The organism is Vibrio sp. KUL70 (assembly GCF_059725515.1).
Map to the genome: position 1 here is coordinate 2,949,162 of NZ_AP045834.1, position 18,966 is coordinate 2,968,127.

Annotated in this window: 20 protein-coding genes; 3 read left to right on the forward strand and 17 right to left on the reverse strand. The window is 45.0% G+C overall.

The window, feature by feature from the left end:
- Window positions 1-580: 580 nt before the first annotated feature.
- From glpG to ftsY, 7 genes are all read right to left on the reverse strand, one after another.
- Window positions 581-1,417, reverse strand: coding sequence for a rhomboid family intramembrane serine protease GlpG (gene glpG, locus AC6I7V_RS13270; protein WP_255229645.1), 837 nt, complete (start codon window positions 1,415-1,417; stop codon window positions 581-583).
- 36 nt (window positions 1,418-1,453) lie between these two features.
- Window positions 1,454-1,774, reverse strand: a complete 321-nt coding sequence (gene glpE / locus AC6I7V_RS13275; protein ID WP_255229644.1) for a thiosulfate sulfurtransferase GlpE — start codon at window positions 1,772-1,774, stop codon at window positions 1,454-1,456.
- Window positions 1,775-2,150: 376 nt separating this feature from the next.
- Window positions 2,151-3,443, reverse strand: coding sequence for a group II intron reverse transcriptase/maturase (ltrA, locus tag AC6I7V_RS13280; protein ID WP_498011683.1), 1,293 nt, complete (start codon window positions 3,441-3,443; stop codon window positions 2,151-2,153).
- A 617-nt stretch (window positions 3,444-4,060) separates the two neighbouring features.
- Window positions 4,061-4,918 carry an RNA polymerase sigma factor RpoH gene (rpoH, locus tag AC6I7V_RS13285; RefSeq protein WP_255229643.1) on the reverse strand — a complete coding sequence of 286 codons (858 nt, stop codon included), beginning with the start codon at window positions 4,916-4,918 and terminating at the stop codon, window positions 4,061-4,063.
- Window positions 4,919-5,095: 177 nt separating this feature from the next.
- Entirely contained in the window at window positions 5,096-6,064 is a 969-nt protein-coding gene (gene ftsX / locus AC6I7V_RS13290; RefSeq protein WP_498011013.1) for a permease-like cell division protein FtsX, read from the reverse strand.
- A complete protein-coding gene (ftsE, locus tag AC6I7V_RS13295; protein WP_032553381.1) occupies window positions 6,054-6,728 on the reverse strand; it encodes a cell division ATP-binding protein FtsE in 675 nt (224 codons plus the stop codon). Before ftsE ends, ftsX begins: the two co-directional genes overlap by 11 nt.
- A gap of 77 nt (window positions 6,729-6,805) precedes the next feature.
- Window positions 6,806-8,038: a signal recognition particle-docking protein FtsY gene (gene ftsY / locus AC6I7V_RS13300; protein WP_152469433.1), complete on the reverse strand. Its 1,233-nt coding sequence runs from the start codon at window positions 8,036-8,038 to the stop codon at window positions 6,806-6,808.
- 231 nt (window positions 8,039-8,269) lie between these two features.
- Here ftsY and rsmD point away from each other — a divergent pair, with 231 nt between their 5' ends.
- Together rsmD and AC6I7V_RS13310 are read left to right on the forward strand one after the other, a co-directional pair.
- Window positions 8,270-8,872, forward strand: a complete 603-nt coding sequence (gene rsmD / locus AC6I7V_RS13305) for a 16S rRNA (guanine(966)-N(2))-methyltransferase RsmD (protein WP_498011014.1) — start codon at window positions 8,270-8,272, stop codon at window positions 8,870-8,872.
- Window positions 8,873-8,882: 10 nt separating this feature from the next.
- Window positions 8,883-9,149, forward strand: a complete 267-nt coding sequence (locus tag AC6I7V_RS13310) for a DUF1145 domain-containing protein (protein WP_032553377.1) — start codon at window positions 8,883-8,885, stop codon at window positions 9,147-9,149.
- Window positions 9,150-9,256: 107 nt separating this feature from the next.
- Here AC6I7V_RS13310 and AC6I7V_RS13315 read toward each other — a convergent pair.
- From AC6I7V_RS13315 to AC6I7V_RS13335, 5 genes are all read right to left on the reverse strand, one after another.
- A protein-coding gene (locus AC6I7V_RS13315) for an IS1182 family transposase (RefSeq protein ID WP_498010706.1) occupies window positions 9,257-10,694 on the reverse strand; the annotation gives its coding sequence in 2 pieces (ribosomal slippage) (window positions 9,257-10,474 and window positions 10,476-10,694; 1,437 coding nt in all).
- Between the two features lie 126 nt (window positions 10,695-10,820).
- On the reverse strand, window positions 10,821-11,408 hold the full coding sequence (locus tag AC6I7V_RS13320; RefSeq protein ID WP_032553376.1) for a YhgN family NAAT transporter: 588 nt from the start codon (window positions 11,406-11,408) through the stop codon (window positions 10,821-10,823).
- A 133-nt stretch (window positions 11,409-11,541) separates the two neighbouring features.
- The gene (locus AC6I7V_RS13325) at window positions 11,542-11,778 is read right to left on the reverse strand and encodes a YecH family metal-binding protein (RefSeq protein ID WP_255229640.1); all 237 of its coding nucleotides are present in this window, start codon (window positions 11,776-11,778) and stop codon (window positions 11,542-11,544) included.
- Window positions 11,779-11,867: 89 nt separating this feature from the next.
- Window positions 11,868-12,488 (reverse strand): lysoplasmalogenase, encoded by a 621-nt coding sequence (locus AC6I7V_RS13330; RefSeq protein ID WP_255229639.1) that lies wholly within the window; start codon window positions 12,486-12,488, stop codon window positions 11,868-11,870.
- Window positions 12,489-13,419: 931 nt separating this feature from the next.
- Window positions 13,420-13,794: a DUF4145 domain-containing protein gene (locus AC6I7V_RS13335; protein WP_255229638.1), complete on the reverse strand. Its 375-nt coding sequence runs from the start codon at window positions 13,792-13,794 to the stop codon at window positions 13,420-13,422.
- A gap of 244 nt (window positions 13,795-14,038) precedes the next feature.
- On the opposite strand from AC6I7V_RS13335, the gene AC6I7V_RS13340 reads away from it, so the two are divergent.
- Entirely contained in the window at window positions 14,039-14,368 is a 330-nt protein-coding gene (locus tag AC6I7V_RS13340; RefSeq protein WP_255229637.1) for a DUF2500 domain-containing protein, read from the forward strand.
- A 27-nt stretch (window positions 14,369-14,395) separates the two neighbouring features.
- Here AC6I7V_RS13340 and AC6I7V_RS13345 read toward each other — a convergent pair whose 3' ends face one another.
- The 5 genes from AC6I7V_RS13345 to AC6I7V_RS13365 form a co-directional block, all read right to left on the reverse strand.
- On the reverse strand, window positions 14,396-15,409 hold the full coding sequence (locus tag AC6I7V_RS13345) for an acyltransferase (RefSeq protein WP_498011015.1): 1,014 nt from the start codon (window positions 15,407-15,409) through the stop codon (window positions 14,396-14,398).
- Window positions 15,410-15,533: 124 nt separating this feature from the next.
- The gene (gene arsJ / locus AC6I7V_RS13350; RefSeq protein WP_261882244.1) at window positions 15,534-16,754 is read right to left on the reverse strand and encodes an organoarsenical effux MFS transporter ArsJ; all 1,221 of its coding nucleotides are present in this window, start codon (window positions 16,752-16,754) and stop codon (window positions 15,534-15,536) included.
- 222 nt (window positions 16,755-16,976) lie between these two features.
- Entirely contained in the window at window positions 16,977-17,468 is a 492-nt protein-coding gene (locus tag AC6I7V_RS13355; protein ID WP_498011016.1) for a cyclin-dependent kinase inhibitor 3 family protein, read from the reverse strand.
- A 47-nt stretch (window positions 17,469-17,515) separates the two neighbouring features.
- A complete protein-coding gene (locus AC6I7V_RS13360; RefSeq protein WP_498011017.1) occupies window positions 17,516-18,517 on the reverse strand; it encodes an ArsJ-associated glyceraldehyde-3-phosphate dehydrogenase in 1,002 nt (333 codons plus the stop codon).
- 41 nt (window positions 18,518-18,558) lie between these two features.
- The gene (locus AC6I7V_RS13365; RefSeq protein WP_255229632.1) at window positions 18,559-18,900 is read right to left on the reverse strand and encodes an ArsR/SmtB family transcription factor; all 342 of its coding nucleotides are present in this window, start codon (window positions 18,898-18,900) and stop codon (window positions 18,559-18,561) included.
- Between the last annotated feature and the right edge of the window lie 66 nt (window positions 18,901-18,966).

Here is an 18,966-nt window from a genome sequence, read left to right on the forward strand (position 1 = left end):
ATGCTTGTCATTCTTCGTGACCATGAGCTCTACTTGCGGCATTGCCCATTGGGACGTAGAGATGTTTTCCATCTTGCTATGACTCCACATCATTGAGTAAATAGTGACTGCTTCTTGATATATTCAGTTCAGGCCTTCCTTTGAGTTGTACTTCCTCAAAGTACTATGCCTTCTGCTGACTTCTCATTGCCCATCACACAACATCACTGCTGTATTAGTCTCAACTGAGACAAGCAATAAGATCTCCCGAGGTAAGACGTTGCTCTTTCCCTTGGTCGTGCCTGATTTACCTATACACACTTCCCGTCGAGGCATTGGGCTATTCTATCTATTGCTAGGTTACCCAAGTTGTACAGGCCTACTATCAGATTTCTGTTCGTCACAACCAAGTTTTGCCATTTGCTTCCTTCAGATTTCACCTCACGGCGAACACCCTTGCATAGGCTAACGGTTCTCGCTCGACTGAGCCCGTAGAGGACTTTCACCTCCTAGATCAACGCCATGCTCGGCGCACAATAAAGAAAAGCGGCTCCATCGAGCCGCTTTTTCGTATTTACAAAGAAGCTCACCACACATATTGCTATATGGCATGCTTTGATTTTATCGAATCAATCCAACCGATACCGACACCTGCAATCAAACCCGCAAGGTGTGCGGTGTTAGCAATCGCCATAAAAGGCTGCATGTATCCAAGCACTAACCAAATCAGCATGAAGCCAACGATCTGCCTTGGTATGGTTAGACCTAATTGAGGGGCTTTAGTACTCACGACCCACAAATAACCCACTAGTGCGTACACTACTCCAGATAACCCGCCAAAGTTCGCACCTTCGACCCAATACTGCCCCGCTCCGGATAATGCTGATGAGATAGCGAAAATCTGCAGTAACTTAAAGCCACCTAATTTCTTCTCGATATCACCGCCGAACTGCCACCACCATAGAATATTGAAGGCGATATGCATAACGGAGAAGTGAAGAACAGCATGGCTCAGCCAGCGCCACAATTGCCACTGTTGGCCATCCAAAGCAGGGAAATGCAGCTTCTGAAAGATCTGCTGATTGAAGCCAAGCTGCTGCAGAGCAAAAATCACCACACACAACAGCATAATGCTAAGTGTGATCGGGCCAGCTTTAGACTGAATCATGCTTAGAAAACTCGGAGTATGGTAGTGAAATTGACTTTTACGCGTTTCAGCTACATCCCAGGAAGCAGCTTGATAGCGTTTATGGGTCGGCTCAGATAAAAAGCGGTTGAGCTCAGCTTCTGTCTCTACTTGATGTTGAGCATCAATCAGCCACAAAGCGACACGCCCTTCCCCTTCTGGAGACATCTGAATCGTGATATGACGCGACGCCATATAATCAATGAAGGCCTGCGCAACACGCGCATTGTTCAATACCATCAATCTTACCATTAGAGTTTCCTGCTTAAATTTGTTTATGGAAGCAAACTAGCCTGTCACCACAGGGAGCTGGGCACGATGCCAAGCTTCAAAGCCTCCATCAACACTGTATACGTCTTCAAAGCCCTGGTTGACTAGGTACTGCGCCGCACCTTGACTGCTAATGCCGTGATAACACATCACAAGGATAGGCTGTTCGAATTCTACTTCATCCATAAACGCGACCATGGTGTCATTCGTCAAATGATACGCGCTTTCTGGGTGTGCAACGGCAAATGATTGTGGATCGCGAATATCTACTAGGCGTGCATCGCTCTGCTCAATGAGGGCTTGAGCACCTTGCACATCAATATGTTTAAACTGGTCCATGACTTTCTCTTGTACTGATTTACTTTGGTGCCATTGTAACCTATCCCAAGGCCAACATTTACACCAACTTAATAAGGTTATCCACTAGCGATCACTTTTACACCATATGTGGATAAATCTGTGAATTGCGTGAATAAAGTGTTTTATGAAAAATAGATCCACAATATGTAGTGATGATCCTGATCTATCTGTGGGTTAGTTTGAAAATATCCCCATCAGTAAAACCGTCTGCAAGCCTTACTACACCCTGCTTTTTGACAACTGACGAAGAAACTCCTCACAGAGTTATCCACAATATAAGGTTGAAAGTTTCGATCGCAAATACGCCAAAATGCGATCCAATCGAGTAGGAGGAGGCCTCACGGCCTCCGTCCTCTCACACCACCGTACAAGCGTAGGTCGCATACGGCGGTTCCGAATATATTTTCAGTGACTCATACCCGTCTCGTAACGAGTATAATTCCATCTCATTGAACCATTTAACTGGCATGGCGTGATTCACCTGAGGCGTTAACGTCAGATGCCACCAACCTTTATCTGACATCGCTAGCTTCCACGCATTGCGCTCTGTTACACCTTGTCGCTGTAACCATGTCGCTATGCTGTATCTGCGTTTGCGCTGCTTCAGTCGGTAGCATCTTAATCGACGCCGTATCCATTCGTCTAAACGCTGCATCGCGCTCTTACGCAGGGCGAGCTTGAAGTAGTGCTGCCAACCTCGTAGGTATTGGGTTAACTCGGTGATTATTACCGATAACTCTCGACCTCGATTTCGCTTCGTTATTCTCCGCACTCGCTTCTTCATTTGAGCTTGTGCCGATTTTGATATCAGGATGGTTCCGTCTCTCTTGAAGCTATGGCTTAAATAAGCTCGCTCCGTCACTCTTGTTGCTGCACTTTTCTCACGATTTACCGTGAGCTTTAGCTTCTGCTCCAAGAACCCCGTTATCGACTCTTTGACTCGATGGGCGGCTTCCTCACTATGAACGTAGATTTGGCAGTCATCTGCATATCGACAGAACTTATGCCCTCTACGCTCTAACTCTTTATCCAGTTCATCTAATACGATATTGGAGAGTAACGGAGATAATGGACCACCCTGTGGTGTTCCTCGTTGTCTTCGTTCAACTAACCCATCTCGCATTAAGCCTGCCTGTAGATATGCCCTGATTAGCTTTAATACTCGTTTATCACTAATGTCCTTAGATAACCTGTGCATCAGCCTATCATGGTTCACTGTGTCGAAGTATTTCGCTAGATCGATATCCACTACATAACCTCGACCCTCTCTGATGTAACGGCTTGCGGTCACTAATGCATAATGCGCACTGCGGTTTGGCCTGAACCCATAACTGCTGGCGGAGAACTTAGGCTCATAGATATCAGTCAGCACCGATGTAATTGCCTGTTGAACAACCCTATCAAGCACCGTGGGGATGCCTAGTTGCCTTACACCACCATTAGGTTTAGGGATTTCTGCACCAAGGACTGGTTGAGGTTGATAGCTTCCGTCCAGAAGACTCTGCCGGAGCTCTTGCCCATTTGAAGCTTGTCGAAGTTTACAGATAGTCGCTTCGATATCGAGTCTATCGACACCTGCACAACCCTTATTCTTCTTCACGCGTCGAAGAGCATGGTTCAAATTCACTGGAGAGCAGATTTGCTCCATCAGCGGAGTTGGGGTCACCAAGACTCGTCCTCCTTTCTACGCCGATCATGCTTGTCATTCTTCGTGACCATGAGCTCTACTTGCGGCATTGCCCATTGGGACGTAGAGATGTTTTCCATCTTGCTATGACTCCACATCATTGAGTAAATAGTGACTGCTTCTTGATATATTCAGTTCAGGCCTTCCTTTGAGTTGTACTTCCTCAAAGTACTATGCCTTCTGCTGACTTCTCATTGCCCATCACACAACATCACTGCTGTATTAGTCTCAACTGAGACAAGCAATAAGATCTCCCGAGGTAAGACGTTGCTCTTTCCCTTGGTCGTGCCTGATTTACCTATACACACTTCCCGTCGAGGCATTGGGCTATTCTATCTATTGCTAGGTTACCCAAGTTGTACAGGCCTACTATCAGATTTCTGTTCGTCACAACCAAGTTTTGCCATTTGCTTCCTTCAGATTTCACCTCACGGCGAACACCCTTGCATAGGCTAACGGTTCTCGCTCGACTGAGCCCGTAGAGGACTTTCACCTCCTAGATCAACGCCATGCTCGGCGCACAATAAAAAGGCCGAGATCTCTCGATCTCGGCCTTTTCAAAAAAATTGTGTGTGAGCTTAGAAGTCGCCGACTGCTTGTTTTAGCTTCTTCATTGCATTCTTCTCTAGCTGACGAACGCGTTCTGCTGAGATGTTATAAGTTTCAGCAAGATCTTGTAGCGTAGCCTTGTCGTCATCTAACCAGCGAGAACGAACAATGTGTTGGCTACGGTCATCTAGGCTTGCTAGTGCATGACCAAGACGATTGTTGGTATGCGTTTCCCAGTTTGCCGCTTCAACCGTTTCTGCTACGTCTGACGCTTTGTCTTCTAGATAGTACACTGGTGCTGTGTAAGCCGAACCACCGTCATCATCGTCCATAGGTGCTTCAAAGGTCGCATCTTGTGCTGCAAGACGAGATTCCATTTCACGAACCTCTGAAGGCTCTACACCTAACTCGCGAGCAACGGTTTCTACTTCACCGTTATTGAACCAACCTAGACGTTTCTTCGACTTGCGCAGATTGAAGAACAGCTTACGCTGCGCTTTGGTTGTTGCAATCTTAACGATACGCCAGTTACGAAGTACGTACTCATGGATTTCAGCTTTAATCCAGTGAACAGCGAAAGATACCAGTCTTACCCCAACTTCAGGGTTGAAGCGCTTAACCGCCTTCATTAGACCAATATTACCCTCTTGAACAAGGTCAGCCATAGGCAGGCCGTAACCAGAGTAACCTCTCGCTACATGAACCACGAATCGTAGGTGTGAAAGGATCAAGCCTTTCGCAGCTTCGATCTCACCTTTGTAATGCAATCGCTCTGCAAGTTCACGCTCCTCTTCAGCAGTTAGCATTGGGTAGCTGTTTGCTGAGCGGATATAGCTGTCTAGGCTATCTTGTGTGACTAAAGCCATTTGATACGCTTGGTTTGCCATTCGGTTCCTCATCAATCTCTGATCTGGAGTAGTCTTTCTATTAGAACCCGCTAATCTTGAACCTAAAATGAACAGGTTTCAAGAAGGGGGAAGTAATTATGCATAATCAATTCGTCTATACAAGGCGAAAACTGACTAGCATGTGTCTATTTCTCGTCTAAATATGACTCAATTCACCTAAACAGGTTCAATTTCTTTTAGGTGTCTTTGGGCAGAAAGTTTTGCTGCCACACTACCAAGTAAGGTTCCAACAATCAAAAGCAGCAATGATTCATCCCAGCTTAAGCCAATTAAACGGAAATGACTGTCGTATAACTGAGCTAAGTCGTCCACTGCACTATTGAGTAAGACGGTAATCAATGCTGTCATGATCCATGCACTGATAGAGCCCAATACACCAAACCACATACCTGTATACAGATAAGGGCGTAGAATGAAACTATCGGTTGCCCCGATGAGCTTCATAGTTTGGATCTCTTCTTTGTGAGCAAGCACATTAAAGCGCAGGGTATTACCAATAATTAGAAATACCGCCCCTAGCATAAGGAAGGTTAATGTCACTACGATGACAGTGGCCAGTGCTTTAATCGCATCAAGTCTTGCCAACCAATCTTCATCAAGGCGAACATCAGTCACCGAAGGTTGCTCTTTGACTTGCTCAGCCAGTGCTTTAATTTCCGTGTCAGTTCCAACGCTCGGTGTAATGATCAATACACCTGGCAGTGAGTAATCATCAAGGATGGTCAATGCGTCATCAAAACCTGAATATTGACTGAGGTCGGCAAGGCCCTGTTGTGGCGAGATATATTCCACCAGCTCTACTTGTGGCCAACTCTCAATCTCATCCTTCATCACCATCACTCGCGGCTCAGGGATACCCTCTTCTATGTAAGCACTCACCTGAGAAGGGCTTGCCACATCTTGTGCAGCCTCACCCACGTTTTTACCCAGTAGGTATAAACACGCTGGCATCGCTAATGCCATAGAGATTACTGCTAAAGTCAGTAAATTTCCCAGTGGGCGCTGCCATAATTCTGATAAAGAAGACTTCGCCTGCTTCCAGTGAACCACTAAAAAGCCATCACTTGCCGCACGATTGTTGGCGCGCTTTGGCTTCGCCTTTTTAAGACGTTTATTAACGGCCATAGTCTTCTACCTCACTTAAGAAGCCTTGGTTTAACTCGAAATGACGATATTGTGGGCGAGTGTTTACTAACCCTACATCATGTGTAGCTAAAAGGATGGTCACGCCTGCTCGATTAAACTCTTCGAACAACCTTAAAACTCGGTTCGATAATTCTGGGTCTAGATTGCCGGTCGGCTCATCAGCCAAGAGTAAGGTTGGTCGATTCACCACAGCGCGAGCAATGCCCACACGTTGCTGCTCACCACCGGACAGTTGGCTCGGTAAACAGCGCGCTTTATCTAAAAGGCCTGTTTTATCCAATGCAGCACCTACGCGTCGCTTGATTTCATTTTCAGAAATCGACTCGATACGCATTGGCAGTGCCACATTGTCGTAAATAGAGCGGTCCATTAACAAACGGTGGTCTTGAAAAACAATACCGATGTTACGGCGCAAGAAAGGAATATCTTTACTCGGTATTCGAGTAATGTCGTGATCGTTAAACCAAACGCGCCCGTCGGTTGGGCGCTCTATCGCACAGATCAATTTCAGCAGTGTACTTTTGCCCGCACCGGAATGCCCACCCAAAAAAGCCATTTCACCTCGCTTAAGATGAAAATCCACTTTTTGTAATGCTTGGCGTCCACCTCGGTAGGCCTTGCTCACTTGCTGAAATTTGATCACCGAAAATTCCTCTTACGATCACTCTTATCAAATTTAAAAAGGTAGCAGGTTAAACATAAACCAAATTGCTACCCCAATTACTCTTCGCGGCTAAACAACGCTTCAATAAAGTCTTTTGACTCAAATGGACGCAGATCGTCAATACCTTCACCAACACCAATAAAGCGAATTGGAATCTGGAATTGGTCAGCGATAGAGAAAATCACACCGCCTTTTGCCGTACCATCTAGCTTAGTTAGTGTGATACCGGTAACTGGCGCGACTTCACTGAACAATTTCGCTTGGCTGATTGCGTTCTGACCAGTACCTGCATCTAACGTTAGCATGATTTCATGCGGTGCTGAGTCGTCAATCTTCTTCATTACACGAACAATCTTACGCAGCTCTTCCATCAAGTTGCTCTTGTTCTGTAGACGACCCGCTGTATCCGCGATAACCACATCCACACCACGAGCCTTTGCAGCTTCAATCGCGTCATAGATAACCGAAGCACTGTCAGCGCCAGTGTGCTGAGCAATAACAGGTACGTCGTTGCGCTTACCCCATACTTGAAGCTGCTCAACCGCTGCAGCACGGAAGGTATCACCCGCCGCCAGCATCACTTTCTTGCCTTCATTCTGGAACTGTTTCGCAAGCTTACCTATGGTCGTTGTTTTACCTACACCATTAACACCAACCATTAGGATGACGTAAGGCGTTTTAGTGGTATCCACCTCTAGAGGTTGTTCCACTTGGCTTAGGATATCAGCCATCTCTTCTTTCAATAGACCATACAGCGCTTCACCATCTTTCAGGTCATTGCGAGATGCTTTTTCTGTTAGGTTATCAATGATTTTGACTGTGGTGTTCATGCCCACGTCAGCAATCAACAGTTGTTCTTCAAGCTCTTCGAATAGATCTTCATCAATTTGTTTGCCTTTGAACAAACCAAAGAAGCCTGCACCAATGTTAGCTTTAGTGCGGCTTAGGCTGCGCTTCAAGCGCGCAAAGAAGCTTTCGGTTGGTTTCTCTTGAACTTCTTCAACTTGTGGCTCTTCTGCAACCACTTCAGGCTCTGCTTCTGCTTCTGCTTCTGCTTCTGCTTCTGCTTCTGCTTGTTCAGGTTGAACCTCAGCACTTGGCTGTTCAAGCTCTTCTTGTAACTCCGCCTCTTGTGCAGATTCTTCCTTTTCTACCGGTTGCTCAACCTCAGCTTGAGGCTGCTCTTCCGTTTGCTGCTCTACTTTAGAGTCAGTCTGCGTTTGTGGGCTCTGTTCTTCTTCACCAAAGCCAAGCCACGATAATAATCCGCGCTTCTTTTTTTCCGCCATCAGAGGAGTTTCCTAGATCTACTAATTAACTGTATTGACTTAATGCACGTCGACTCTTTGCTATTGTTCTACAATACAAACTTGTAGACACGAATAGTAAAGAAAAATGACAAAGCAGTGATATGCTTGCTGTTTGCTTGATACACTTTGTCATTGCAAAATTTATTTAATACTCGAACCAAACTAAATTGGGCTCGATATAGTATCACTTTATTAGCGGTCAAAAAATCTATGGTAAGACGTCGCCAGCAAAACACATCACAAAAAAAGCCCTCTGGAGGCTTTGTTAGAATCATCAGTGGCTCATGGAGAGGTCGAAAACTCCCAGTTCACGACTTAGAGGGATTACGCCCAACCATTGATCGAGTAAAAGAGACACTCTTTAACTGGGTGGCTCAAGATATCCCAAATGCGACGTGTCTGGATGTATTTGCAGGCTCTGGCGGGCTCGGTTTTGAAGCAGCGTCTCGCCAAGCGAAGATGGTGACACTTTTAGAGATGAACCAAAAGGCGGCTAAGCAGCTTTCAGACAACGCTAAAGAACTGAAAGCCGACAACATAAAGGTGGAGAATATCGACGCTATCTCTTACCTCAGTAAGCCGGGAACACCGTATGATGTGATTTTCTTGGATCCACCTTTCCGCAAAGGCCTTCTTGCTGAGACAGTCAACCTACTCGAATCTAACGGTTGGTTGGCTGAAGATGCCGTTGTGTATGTCGAAACTGAAAAAGAACTTAAGCTGGAAGGCATGCCTGAGAACTGGGAGCTCTATCGTGATAAAACGACTGGGCAGTCCAGTTACCGCCTTTTCCATAGAACCAATGCAGAATAGGATTTAAATAATGAATGTACTGATTCCCGTAGCCAAAGCGGCTATTGCTTTCGTTTGGTTTGTTCTCATCGTCAATATTTTCCATCCATTCCCAGGAAACGCAGCTATTGCTCTGTATATCATGACGGCTTTCTTGTTCTTCATGCACGGTCTACAAATGCTGATCTTCATTGGTGCATTTGGCGATAAGATCTCAATGACGCGCTGGGAGAAGTGGTCAATTCTGATCTTCGGCATCTTTGCTCTGCTCGATATCCGACGCAAATACATGATGTAAAAATAAAGCCGCTCATTTGAGCGGCTCAGATTGCTGACGAACCCCACTTTTTGAAGTGGGGTTCTCTTTTTCGAGCGGCCGTAGGCCGCGATCGCGATATTTTTTTATTATGCGAAGTTTGGAAGAGCCCAACACTTAAATTGGCATCTAGACGCCATAATTTGACGTATTTGGGACATATTTAGCCCTATTTTTTGTAAATAGCTCACCACCAAGGCTATCTTCTTGATGTTTTGAGCGGCAGCTGCCAACCAACATTGCATTTGCACTTTCGAGAGCCCGCGGAAGCGGGCATAACGGTGACCATGGTGCTGCTTAGCGTCGGCGAAGCTCCGCTCTACCGTCTCACTTCTTCGCCTATACGTCTTTTTTCCATAAGGTGAGAGCCGCATTTGGTTGGCTCTATCCATCGCGTCCGTATAGATGTGTCTTGTAATGACTTTCTTCATATTTTTACTTTGCGTACAGTCATCTCTCATTGGACAGAACGCACACTCTTTCGGGTCGGAGTGATACTCACGATACGCATCTCTAGACGTTGTTTTATAGATGAGCTCTTGACCGTTAGGGCAGCGGTAACTGTCTCGCTCTTCATTGTAGATGAAGTGCTTTTTCTTGAACGCATTCTTTGTTCTCGATGGTCTGCGATAACCGAACACGCCCAAGATATTTCGACGCTCTAATGACTCAGCGACTGGCGCAGTGAAGTAGCCCGCGTCGAGTCCAACGGCGATTGGATTAAGGTTAAATTGCTCTAGGGTATAGTCCAGACGCTTCACATAAGGTTGAGAGTCATTGATATTACCTGCTGTGACATGGGTATCTAAGATAATGCCATGCTGTCCATCCACTGTACGGTGGTCGAGATAGAAGAAGCCTTGGGGCTTATTATCTCGAGTCATGAAGCCACTTTCCGGGTCGGTAGTACTCGTTTTGGTGTTCTTAGTTTTAGGCTCAGCGGTACGTGACTTTAGAGGTTTCTTACCCTCTTTCTCTCGGTCTAGCGCGACATCTTCATCGAGCATATCAAGATAAGCACTGGCGCGAACCTTAGTCACTTTGTTCGTGTGCTTATTTTTGTTGGCATTGGCTTTTAGGTGCGTGCTGTCAGTAAATAGTTCTTGGCCTGCGACCAAACCTTTCGCCATTGCCTGCTCTACGATATTGATAAAGATACGCTCAAACACATCGGTACCATTAAAGCGGCGAATACGGTTTTGGCTGAGTGTCGATGCATGGATAACTTTCTCTGTCAGTGACATACGCAGGAACCATCGATAAGCGACATTGACTTCAATCTCTTTCACGAGTTGTCGCTCGCTTTTTTATTCCGAAGAGGTAACCAAGCAGGATGATTTTAAACAGGCGTACAGGGTCAACAGGTGGGCGACCGTTGTCTTTACAGTAGAGGTGAGCGACTTCATTACGGATAAACTCGAAGTCGATGGCTTTATCTATCTTACGAACTAAATGGTTCTGAGGAACGAGCTGTTCCATGGTGACCATTTCGAGTTCATATTGTTGAGGTGAAGGCTCTTGAAGCATAGTGAGATATCCATATTTCGATACCCCTATTAGATCAAAGGTCTAGCTTGAAAGCTAGACCTTTGTCAGCAGTCTGAGCCGCTCATTTGAGCGGCTTTATTTTAATTTTACTGGGGCAAACAGATGTTAAGAGAGCATGTAAGCTTTGATACCATCAAGGAACATCTGCGTTGATATCATAATAAGCAATAGACCCATCAACCGCTCTACCGCTTTCAGGCCTCGCTCTCCGAGGATACGCAGGAAGAAACCATTAAACATTAAGATAAAGAAAGTTGCGCCCCAAGCCAGCAAGACTGCTGCAGATAGCTCCAACATATTACCCGGGTGCTGAGTCGATAGTAGAATCAAAGCGGCAATCACCGATGGCCCTGCAATCATTGGAATCGCCATAGGCACAATAAATGGCTCTTCACCCGCCGCTAATCCAGTAATGCTCCCCGCGCTTGGGAAAATCATCTTAATCGCGATGATAAACAGAATAATACCGCCCGAAATACTCAAGGTTTCTGGCTGAACGTGTAAAAAGTTGAGAATGCTCTGACCAGCAAACAAGAACAATAATAGGATAATCAACGCGAACATAAGCTCACGAATCAAAACAATTCGGCGTCGCTTTGGATCGATATGTTTAAGTATGGAGAGCACGATCGGCAAGTTGCCTAACGGGTCCATAATAAGAAACAGCATGGTGGCTGCAGATAGGATTTCCATGAGTAAGTCCTGAAAAGCGAAGGTGCGCGGAGTATAGCAGCCTCAATCCGGCTTTTCGAACCCAGTAGGGAGGTTGTGTGTTAAATATTTGATTTAAAGGGAAGCAGCAATCCACTTCCCCAAAATAATCGAATTAATGGCTACATACTCGTGCCATGTTGGTTCTCAGTTTGTCGTCCTCTAGCACCACCTTCTCCATTTTCACAAAGAATGTTAGCAATGCATCTAAGTCCAAACCACTTAACTTACAAGTATGGAAACGGGCTTCTGAACCATATTCTTGTGCTAGCTTTTCCGCTAACTCTTCACGCGTTAGAGCTTGTTCGTTTAATAAGTTCAGTACATTGTGAGCATGGATTTCTGTCGTCATTAGAGGTTCCCCTTTTGTCATATCTCACCAAGCATAGCGGATTGCTGTTAGCACACTTTGATATAACGCAGCCTCAGAGCTGTTATCGACTAAAGGGTTAATGACGCCACGATTAAAGAGTGAGCGAGGAAGTAACTACCTGTCACCCACACGTAAGCCCCTTTGATCGGGCTTCGATAACCATTTAATGCGTAAGCCAAAGCTGAAAGTAATAAGACACAACAACCAATGAAGCCAACGCCATGTGACAGATGTGGATCAAGTAACCACACCTCTCCCGACGCCCATGCCAACTGAATCAGTACAATCCCCATAATCACAACGGGAAATACCAACTTATCCAGACGAGGTAACAATAAGAAAAAGGCAACGACGCATGCCGCAAGTAACAAGGCGAATAGCCACCATACCAGTTGCCCAGAAAGTTGTAGCCAAAATGCCTTGCTATAACAGAGTTGTGCCACTAAGAAAAAAATAAAGTGCAGTGGCTTTCTCTTAGATAGAGTATGCAGAATATCCGCCAGTGCAGACACAACCAGGCCGCCAACAATCCAATAACTGTAGTTGGTAATCTCAGGCTGGCTTAATGCAATCGTCGCTAAGAGTACGAAAGTGAATACTTTATAGATTAAGGTTTGAGTAACATGCCTATGCTTGGCTCCTGCTATCGCTCCGATACCAGATAACGAAACTGCTAACCAACTCCACATAACATCTATCCTATAACCTCAAATCGTCGCCAGTCTAGGCACCTCAATAGTGATGTAAAGCGCTAGCCCCTCAAAATTGGATCTTGCTTACGCTTCCACTAAAAATGTGATCACGTTTTGAATTTCACCCAAATGTCCTACCACGTGTTTTCTGCCCCATAATTTTCGACTTATTCTCATCAACACCTCCAAAAACACCTCCTATCCCCAACCTGTATAACCTAAGTCAATTTTTACTAAGCAACAGCCTCATATTCTCGGCAATATTCCACTTAACCTCAATTAACAAAAGCAACCTTACAGGCGTAAAAACATTTAAAATCAAAAATTTAAAAACAAAACATAAACTTTATAGCATTAATACACCTCAGCAATTCATTTCTATACAAAACAATAAAAATCACCCCCTTTGTAATGAGGTATCACCTTTATCGATAGCTACCATGACTAATATTAAGAGATATAAAACACAAATAGACGCCATAACAACAACCGAAAAACAACAGCGACCATCAACAAGCATTAATACACTTTAACAATATTTAACAACTATCTTTACAATAATTAAATCCACAAAAACAACAACTTAATACAAACAAGGGCAAACAGAAACCACAATGATTAAATTTAAACCACCACAAAAAACACAACAAACCTAACCAAATAACCGCATATAAACATAAGTTTTCTTGCTTTTTTAGAGACTTCGAAACTAATTCTTGATCTAAAGCCAGAATCGGTGCTATTCTTAACAACATAGCGATAGTTAACCAAATATAGGAGTAGTGTTATGATTTCATCTTCGCAAAAACAAGGACTTGTAATGATCGCAGTAGTTGTTGGCCTTATGACACTACCGATGATGTACTAAACAAGTATCAAAAAAGAGAAAAGGGACGCCGTGGCGTCCCTTTTCTTTTATCTAAATCTATTACTTTGAGAATAGATGCAACGTCAGTACATCCCAATTGGCATAATAAAACCCAGCCGCAGCCAAAGTCATTACCATCATTAAGAGAATGGCTACACGCCAAACAAAACGCCCACTTCTTGGGGTTAATGCTTTCTCACAATCATTACACATCATGATGAACTGATCATGATCCTCTAATTGCGTATCATGATCATTCACTACCTTGTTTCGACAAGTGGCAATGTAGCGTAGTTTTACCACCATATCGTGTGGCAGTCTCTCTTCACAACTCGTGACCAGCTCATGCAGCCCTTCTCCCTCAGCGTGATACTGAAGTCGCAATAACTTCTCTATATTACGAGTCCTTGTGACTACTTTTTCAATGTCCGTCATATTGACCCTCCCACTCCACATTGTAATTTTAGTCGAGCACTACCTTATTCTTATACAAATTGATCACGATTTACGTGAGAAAGAGACAATAAATAACAACGTGTTATCCACAAATGGCGTTGAAATGTGATATCAGCCGAAAAACAACTCGCTCAACTTACATCAATTCACGAATAGCGGCTTTAAACACATATCCCGTGCAGTCGACCGACTAGAATAGCCTTCAGGACTATATGGAGGTTGTATGCCTAATTCACTTTTTCTTGCGATTATTGTACTTGTCACCCTTGCAGGCTGGGTTTTTGTTGGCTTTTACCGAAAACATATGCAAGGAGAGAACGCGCCAGAGAAAAAGGTGGATGTAACGGTACTCGATAAACAATCCATTGATCTTCCAGATGCGCAACCAGGCCAAGAAGACCAAGAGTATTGGATCTACGTTCAGCGCGGACTGGTTGGCCCCAAACGTGAGTTCCAAGTTGGTATTCATTACTACCACGCTCTCAATCCTGGGGACAAAGGCACATTGACTTACCAAGGTGATAAGTTTTTGCACTTTGCTCTCAAGCGCTAACTTCTTTGTACTCTCAGATTCCTAGTGTTATGGCAATAACCAGCGTGTTTTCTCTGACTTTGCCATCAACCAACTCATCCATAACGCACCAGCACCACTGATCACTACCCATAGTGGAATCACCCAAGCTGGATGGCCCTGATACCAACCAAACTCCTTCATTGGCCATAGGAAAATTGGGTGCAACAAATAAATGCCTAAGCTATGTTTGCTAATAAAACCCACCACTTTATTCGACTTGTCAGATAAACCTTCTCCAAAGTAGCGACACAACATAAACACCATACTTGCAGCTAATACTGTATTGAGTGTTTTGTAAGACAGCCAGCGACCTACTGTATACTTCTCTGCCGCGAGACTCGCATCAACTACCATATAAACCGTGGTAAACAGTGCCAAGGCCCCCAATATCGTAGTCCCTGTGACCACAGATGCGGTAAGAGGCAGTTTCTTATACAAAATATAGCCAAGTGGTAAATAACCAGTATAAAGCCACAGTTCATGACTCCAGGGGCCATCAACTTTGCACAAGAATAGCAATGTGGTGAACAACCAGAGCGCAGTAAAGCTGTAAATGAACGGATCACCATATTTGCGCAGCCCAATCTGCATAAACGGAATCACAAAGTAGAGCGGTATGAAGTAGTAGAAAAAGCCCAAATGATAGTAAGTGTAGTGATGATAGCTGTTACTCAACACCTCCCAACTGACCGATGCATCATAGCCTGACGCTGACCAACCAGAGAAATAGGTATAAAACAGCGACCACACAAGAAATGGTATCAATACCTTACCTAAGCGGCGTTTTAAGTAATATTTGGCATCAAACGGGCGCTGATCACTGAGCATCAATGCGCCGGTAATCAAAATAAACACCGGAACCGCCCATCGACTGAAGCCATTCACCGTAATCGCTGTCAGCCACTCGTTGAATGGAATCATATTGAGCTCATTACGATACGGTGCTAGCACATGAATTGCGATCACAGCTACCGCTGCAACACATCGTGCCAAATCAAAAAAGAGTATTCGCTGTTTCATGTAAGCGCCTGATTAATATTCAATCATTCTACTATAGCAACAAAAAAGCTGACTGGTATGGTGACCAAGTCAGCTTATTGTTAAAGCAAGCAGCGTTCACAAAAAGAATTGCGCCATTTATCGGCTATGCAACCTCAGTTTGTGGCACTTTCGGCAGCTTAAGAGAAATGAGTGTGGTGAACGCCAAGAAAGCAAACGACACCCATAGACACGCCGCGAGCCCTGCCAGCTGAAATACCCAACCAGACAGAATCGTACCAATCAAACGCCCCATCGCATTCGCCATGTAATAGAAACCGACATCAAGCGACACGCCATCGCCTTTTGCATAACTTACGATGAGGTAAGAGTGCAGTGATGAGTTAACCGCAAAGATAGCACCAAACAGCATTAGACCACCGATGATCACAAGCTCTGGTTGCCATTCTATCTGTACTGCATAAGCGATACCTGCAGTCACTAATGCCAAACCACCTGCCCACAGCAATGCTGCATGACCATCAGGTACTTTGCCTTGCGCCTTACCGGTAATCTTAGGTGCAATACCTTGTACAAAGCCGTAAGCGATAGTCCAAACCGCAAGGAAGCCACCGACCATTGAGTGATCCCACCCAAAGACACTCCCCAAATAGATAGGCAGAGCAATGACAAACCATACATCACGTGCACCAAACAGGAACATACGTGCCGCAGACAAGATGTTGATCGATTCTGACTTAGAGAACATCTGACTAAACTTAGGCTTGGTTTTCGCTTTGCCCATATCCGCTTCTAGGCTTAATACACTGCCAATGAACACCAGAGTTAGCACAGCTGCCATTGCTAGCACCGCGTATTTGAAGCCGATTAACGATAGTAATAAACCACCGACAAAAAAGCCTGCGCCTTTGAGAGCATTTTTAGAACCGGTCAGAATCGCAACCCACTTATACAACGCACCTTGCTGCTCGTCTGGCACTAAGGTTTTGATTGAACTCTTGGCACTCATCTTATTCAGGTCTTTCGCAATCCCCGACAGTGCCTGCGCCGCCATCACCCAAGGAATCGTCAACATTGCACTTGGTACTGCGAGCATTGCCAAGGCAACAATTTGCATTCCAAGGCCAAGGTTCATGGTCTTATTGAGACCAAGACGCGCGCCCAACCAACCACCGATTAGGTTCGTCACCACGCCAAAGAATTCATAGAAAAGGAACAGTGAAGCGATCTCTAACGAGCTGTAGCCAAGGTCGTAGAAATACAGCACCACCAGCATGCGCAGTGCACCATCAGTAATGGTGAAATTCCAGTAGTTGAAAGTCACCAACATGTATTGGCGAACGCTCTTACTTAGATTTGAAAACATAATGCTATCTCTGCAATCAAAACAAAAAGAGCTTTTAGATCATAGATGTCCAAAAGCTCTAATTCCTTACTTTCCACTTAACTTATACTCAAAATAATTGGATTTGCAGCTAGGCAACAAGCAAGTTCAGCCCTATGAGCATAGGTGTTCTATGTGATTAGGGCGGCCGGCGCTCCGGTGAACTTGCGCAGTTAACAACGCTGCAGATTCAAGTATGAAGAGCTACGCAGAAGCAACGCCATGAATGTACTCAACTTGGATCGGTTTAGTAAAAGCACCTGGACGCAATGCTTGAACTTCTTGAACGATCTTATCAAGGTCCCAACCTTTCTCTAATAGAAGATGAGCCGCGAATAGACCAGTACGACCTGAACCGCCCATGCAATGCATTGCGACCTTAGCGCCGCTATCGACGATTTTGTGTAACTCTGGGCTTGCTGAAGACCATTTTGCTGCAAACTCAGCACCTGGTGCACAATCGTCTTCGATTTCGATTTGAAACCACTGCATGCCTAGCGCACGCGTTTTCTCGCCAAGTGATGCTACGTCTTTGCTTGCAAGCTCTGCGTCATCAAGCGCAGTCACGATCGCTTCAACGCCCTGTTCTTTTAGCTGCGCCAGAGATGCATCTAGATCAGCATCTTTAGTACCTGGGCATGGAGTTAGAATCAGCGCGCCTTGCTCAAGGTCTAGTTGCCATGTTGGATGTGTCATTGTGTAATCTCTTAAATTCTTATAGAACCAATACTCAAAGAAGAGTATTAAGCTAAACCGACTGTACGTACCAGCTCTGCGGTACGTGTCGCGTAACCCATCTCGTTATCGTACCAAGCGTAGATCTTCACCATACGCTTACCAACCAGCATGGTAGAGAGTGCATCTACGATTGTAGAGCGTTGGTCACCTTTGTAGTCGATAGACACCAGTGGGCGCTCTTCAAAGCCAAGGATGCCTTTTAGCTCGTTCTCTGATGCTTCTTTCAGCATCGCGTTTACTTCTTCTGCTGTCGTGTCTTGCTTCACTTCGAAGATGATGTCTGTTAAAGACGCATTCGCTAGCGGTACGCGTACCGCATGACCGTTAATACGGTTTTCAAGCTCAGGGAAGATCTCAACAATCGCCTTAGCAGAGCCGGTTGTGGTTGGGATTAGGCTCATACCACAAGCACGTGCACGACGTAGATCTTTGTGCGGTGCGTCTAGGATAGTTTGCGTGTTGGTTAGATCGTGAATGGTCGTAAATGACGCGTTCTCGATACCAAGCTTCTCGTTGATTACTTTCACTACTGGAGCGATGCAGTTAGTGGTACAAGATGCTGCCGTTACGATCTTGTGTATTGCTGGGTCAAAGATGTTGTCGTTCACACCAACCACGATGTTTGCGATGCCTTCTTCTTTAACAGGTGCAGAAACCACAACGCGCTTCACGCCTTGCTCTAGGTACTTGTTTAGGAAAGAAGTTTTACGGTGAACACCTGTCGCTTCAATCACAACATCACAACCAGACCAATCGATCGCGTCGATATCACGCTGTTGCGTTGTTTTAATGCGCTGACCATTGATGATCATCTCATCGCCTTCAGCAGTGACTTCATGGTGCCAGCGACCTTGAACTGAATCGAACTCTAGAAGGTGTGCAAGCGTTGCTGTATCACCAGCTACATCGTTAATCTGCACAAACTCTAGCTCTTCCCAATCGAAAGCTGCGCGAAGTGCTAGACGACCGATACGGCCAAAACCATTAATACCTACTTTAACTGTCATTTTAATGTCTCTCAGTTAGTGGTGAATCTAAAAATATTCGATTAAACGCAACATTGAGGGCGTGAAGTCATCGCTTCTAGGCGCTCAATATCTTGTTGATATTGGGTTTTCAAACAGTTGGATGCGATAAGGTCATCAATCAACTTTAGCATCCAACCTGGTAAATCCTTGGACAGACGGTAAAACACCCACTGCCCTTGACGAACATCCGTTAGGATCCCGTTTGAGCGCAACTGCGCTAGGTGGCGAGATACCTTTGGCTGACTCTCTTGCAGTGCTTCAGTGAGCTCACCAACAGATAAACACTCTTGGCGTACAATCATCATTAGGCAACGTACTCGCGTTTCATCGGACAACAATTTAAAAAACTGGTGAGGAAGCATGTTTGTATTCTCATATATGGATATGCGTATATGTTAGTTATAAAAAAACGCACGTCAAGGCGTGCG

Bases quoted from the DNA above. Each gene is read 5' to 3' on its own strand.
- AC6I7V_RS13310 (WP_032553377.1), top strand. From the start codon at position 8,883: ATGAATGTACTGATTCCCGTAGCCAAAGCGGCTATTGCTTTCGTTTGG.
- ltrA (WP_498011683.1), bottom strand. From the start codon at position 3,443: ATGGAGCAAATCTGCTCTCCAGTGAATTTGAACCATGCTCTTCGACGC.
- ftsY (WP_152469433.1), bottom strand. From the start codon at position 8,038: ATGGCGGAAAAAAAGAAGCGCGGATTATTATCGTGGCTTGGCTTTGGT.
- glpE (WP_255229644.1), bottom strand. From the start codon at position 1,774: ATGGACCAGTTTAAACATATTGATGTGCAAGGTGCTCAAGCCCTCATT.
- rsmD (WP_498011014.1), top strand. From the start codon at position 8,270: ATGGTAAGACGTCGCCAGCAAAACACATCACAAAAAAAGCCCTCTGGA.
- ftsX (WP_498011013.1), bottom strand. From the start codon at position 6,064: ATGGCCGTTAATAAACGTCTTAAAAAGGCGAAGCCAAAGCGCGCCAAC.
- AC6I7V_RS13355 (WP_498011016.1), bottom strand. From the start codon at position 17,468: ATGACACATCCAACATGGCAACTAGACCTTGAGCAAGGCGCGCTGATT.
- rpoH (WP_255229643.1), bottom strand. From the start codon at position 4,918: ATGGCAAACCAAGCGTATCAAATGGCTTTAGTCACACAAGATAGCCTA.
- AC6I7V_RS13330 (WP_255229639.1), bottom strand. From the start codon at position 12,488: ATGTGGAGTTGGTTAGCAGTTTCGTTATCTGGTATCGGAGCGATAGCA.
- AC6I7V_RS13325 (WP_255229640.1), bottom strand. From the start codon at position 11,778: ATGACGACAGAAATCCATGCTCACAATGTACTGAACTTATTAAACGAA.
- AC6I7V_RS13365 (WP_255229632.1), bottom strand. From the start codon at position 18,900: ATGCTTCCTCACCAGTTTTTTAAATTGTTGTCCGATGAAACGCGAGTA.
- AC6I7V_RS13320 (WP_032553376.1), bottom strand. From the start codon at position 11,408: ATGGAAATCCTATCTGCAGCCACCATGCTGTTTCTTATTATGGACCCG.
- AC6I7V_RS13360 (WP_498011017.1), bottom strand. From the start codon at position 18,517: ATGACAGTTAAAGTAGGTATTAATGGTTTTGGCCGTATCGGTCGTCTA.
- AC6I7V_RS13335 (WP_255229638.1), bottom strand. From the start codon at position 13,794: ATGACGGACATTGAAAAAGTAGTCACAAGGACTCGTAATATAGAGAAG.
- glpG (WP_255229645.1), bottom strand. From the start codon at position 1,417: ATGGTAAGATTGATGGTATTGAACAATGCGCGTGTTGCGCAGGCCTTC.
- AC6I7V_RS13340 (WP_255229637.1), top strand. From the start codon at position 14,039: ATGCCTAATTCACTTTTTCTTGCGATTATTGTACTTGTCACCCTTGCA.
- AC6I7V_RS13345 (WP_498011015.1), bottom strand. From the start codon at position 15,409: ATGAAACAGCGAATACTCTTTTTTGATTTGGCACGATGTGTTGCAGCG.
- arsJ (WP_261882244.1), bottom strand. From the start codon at position 16,754: ATGTTTTCAAATCTAAGTAAGAGCGTTCGCCAATACATGTTGGTGACT.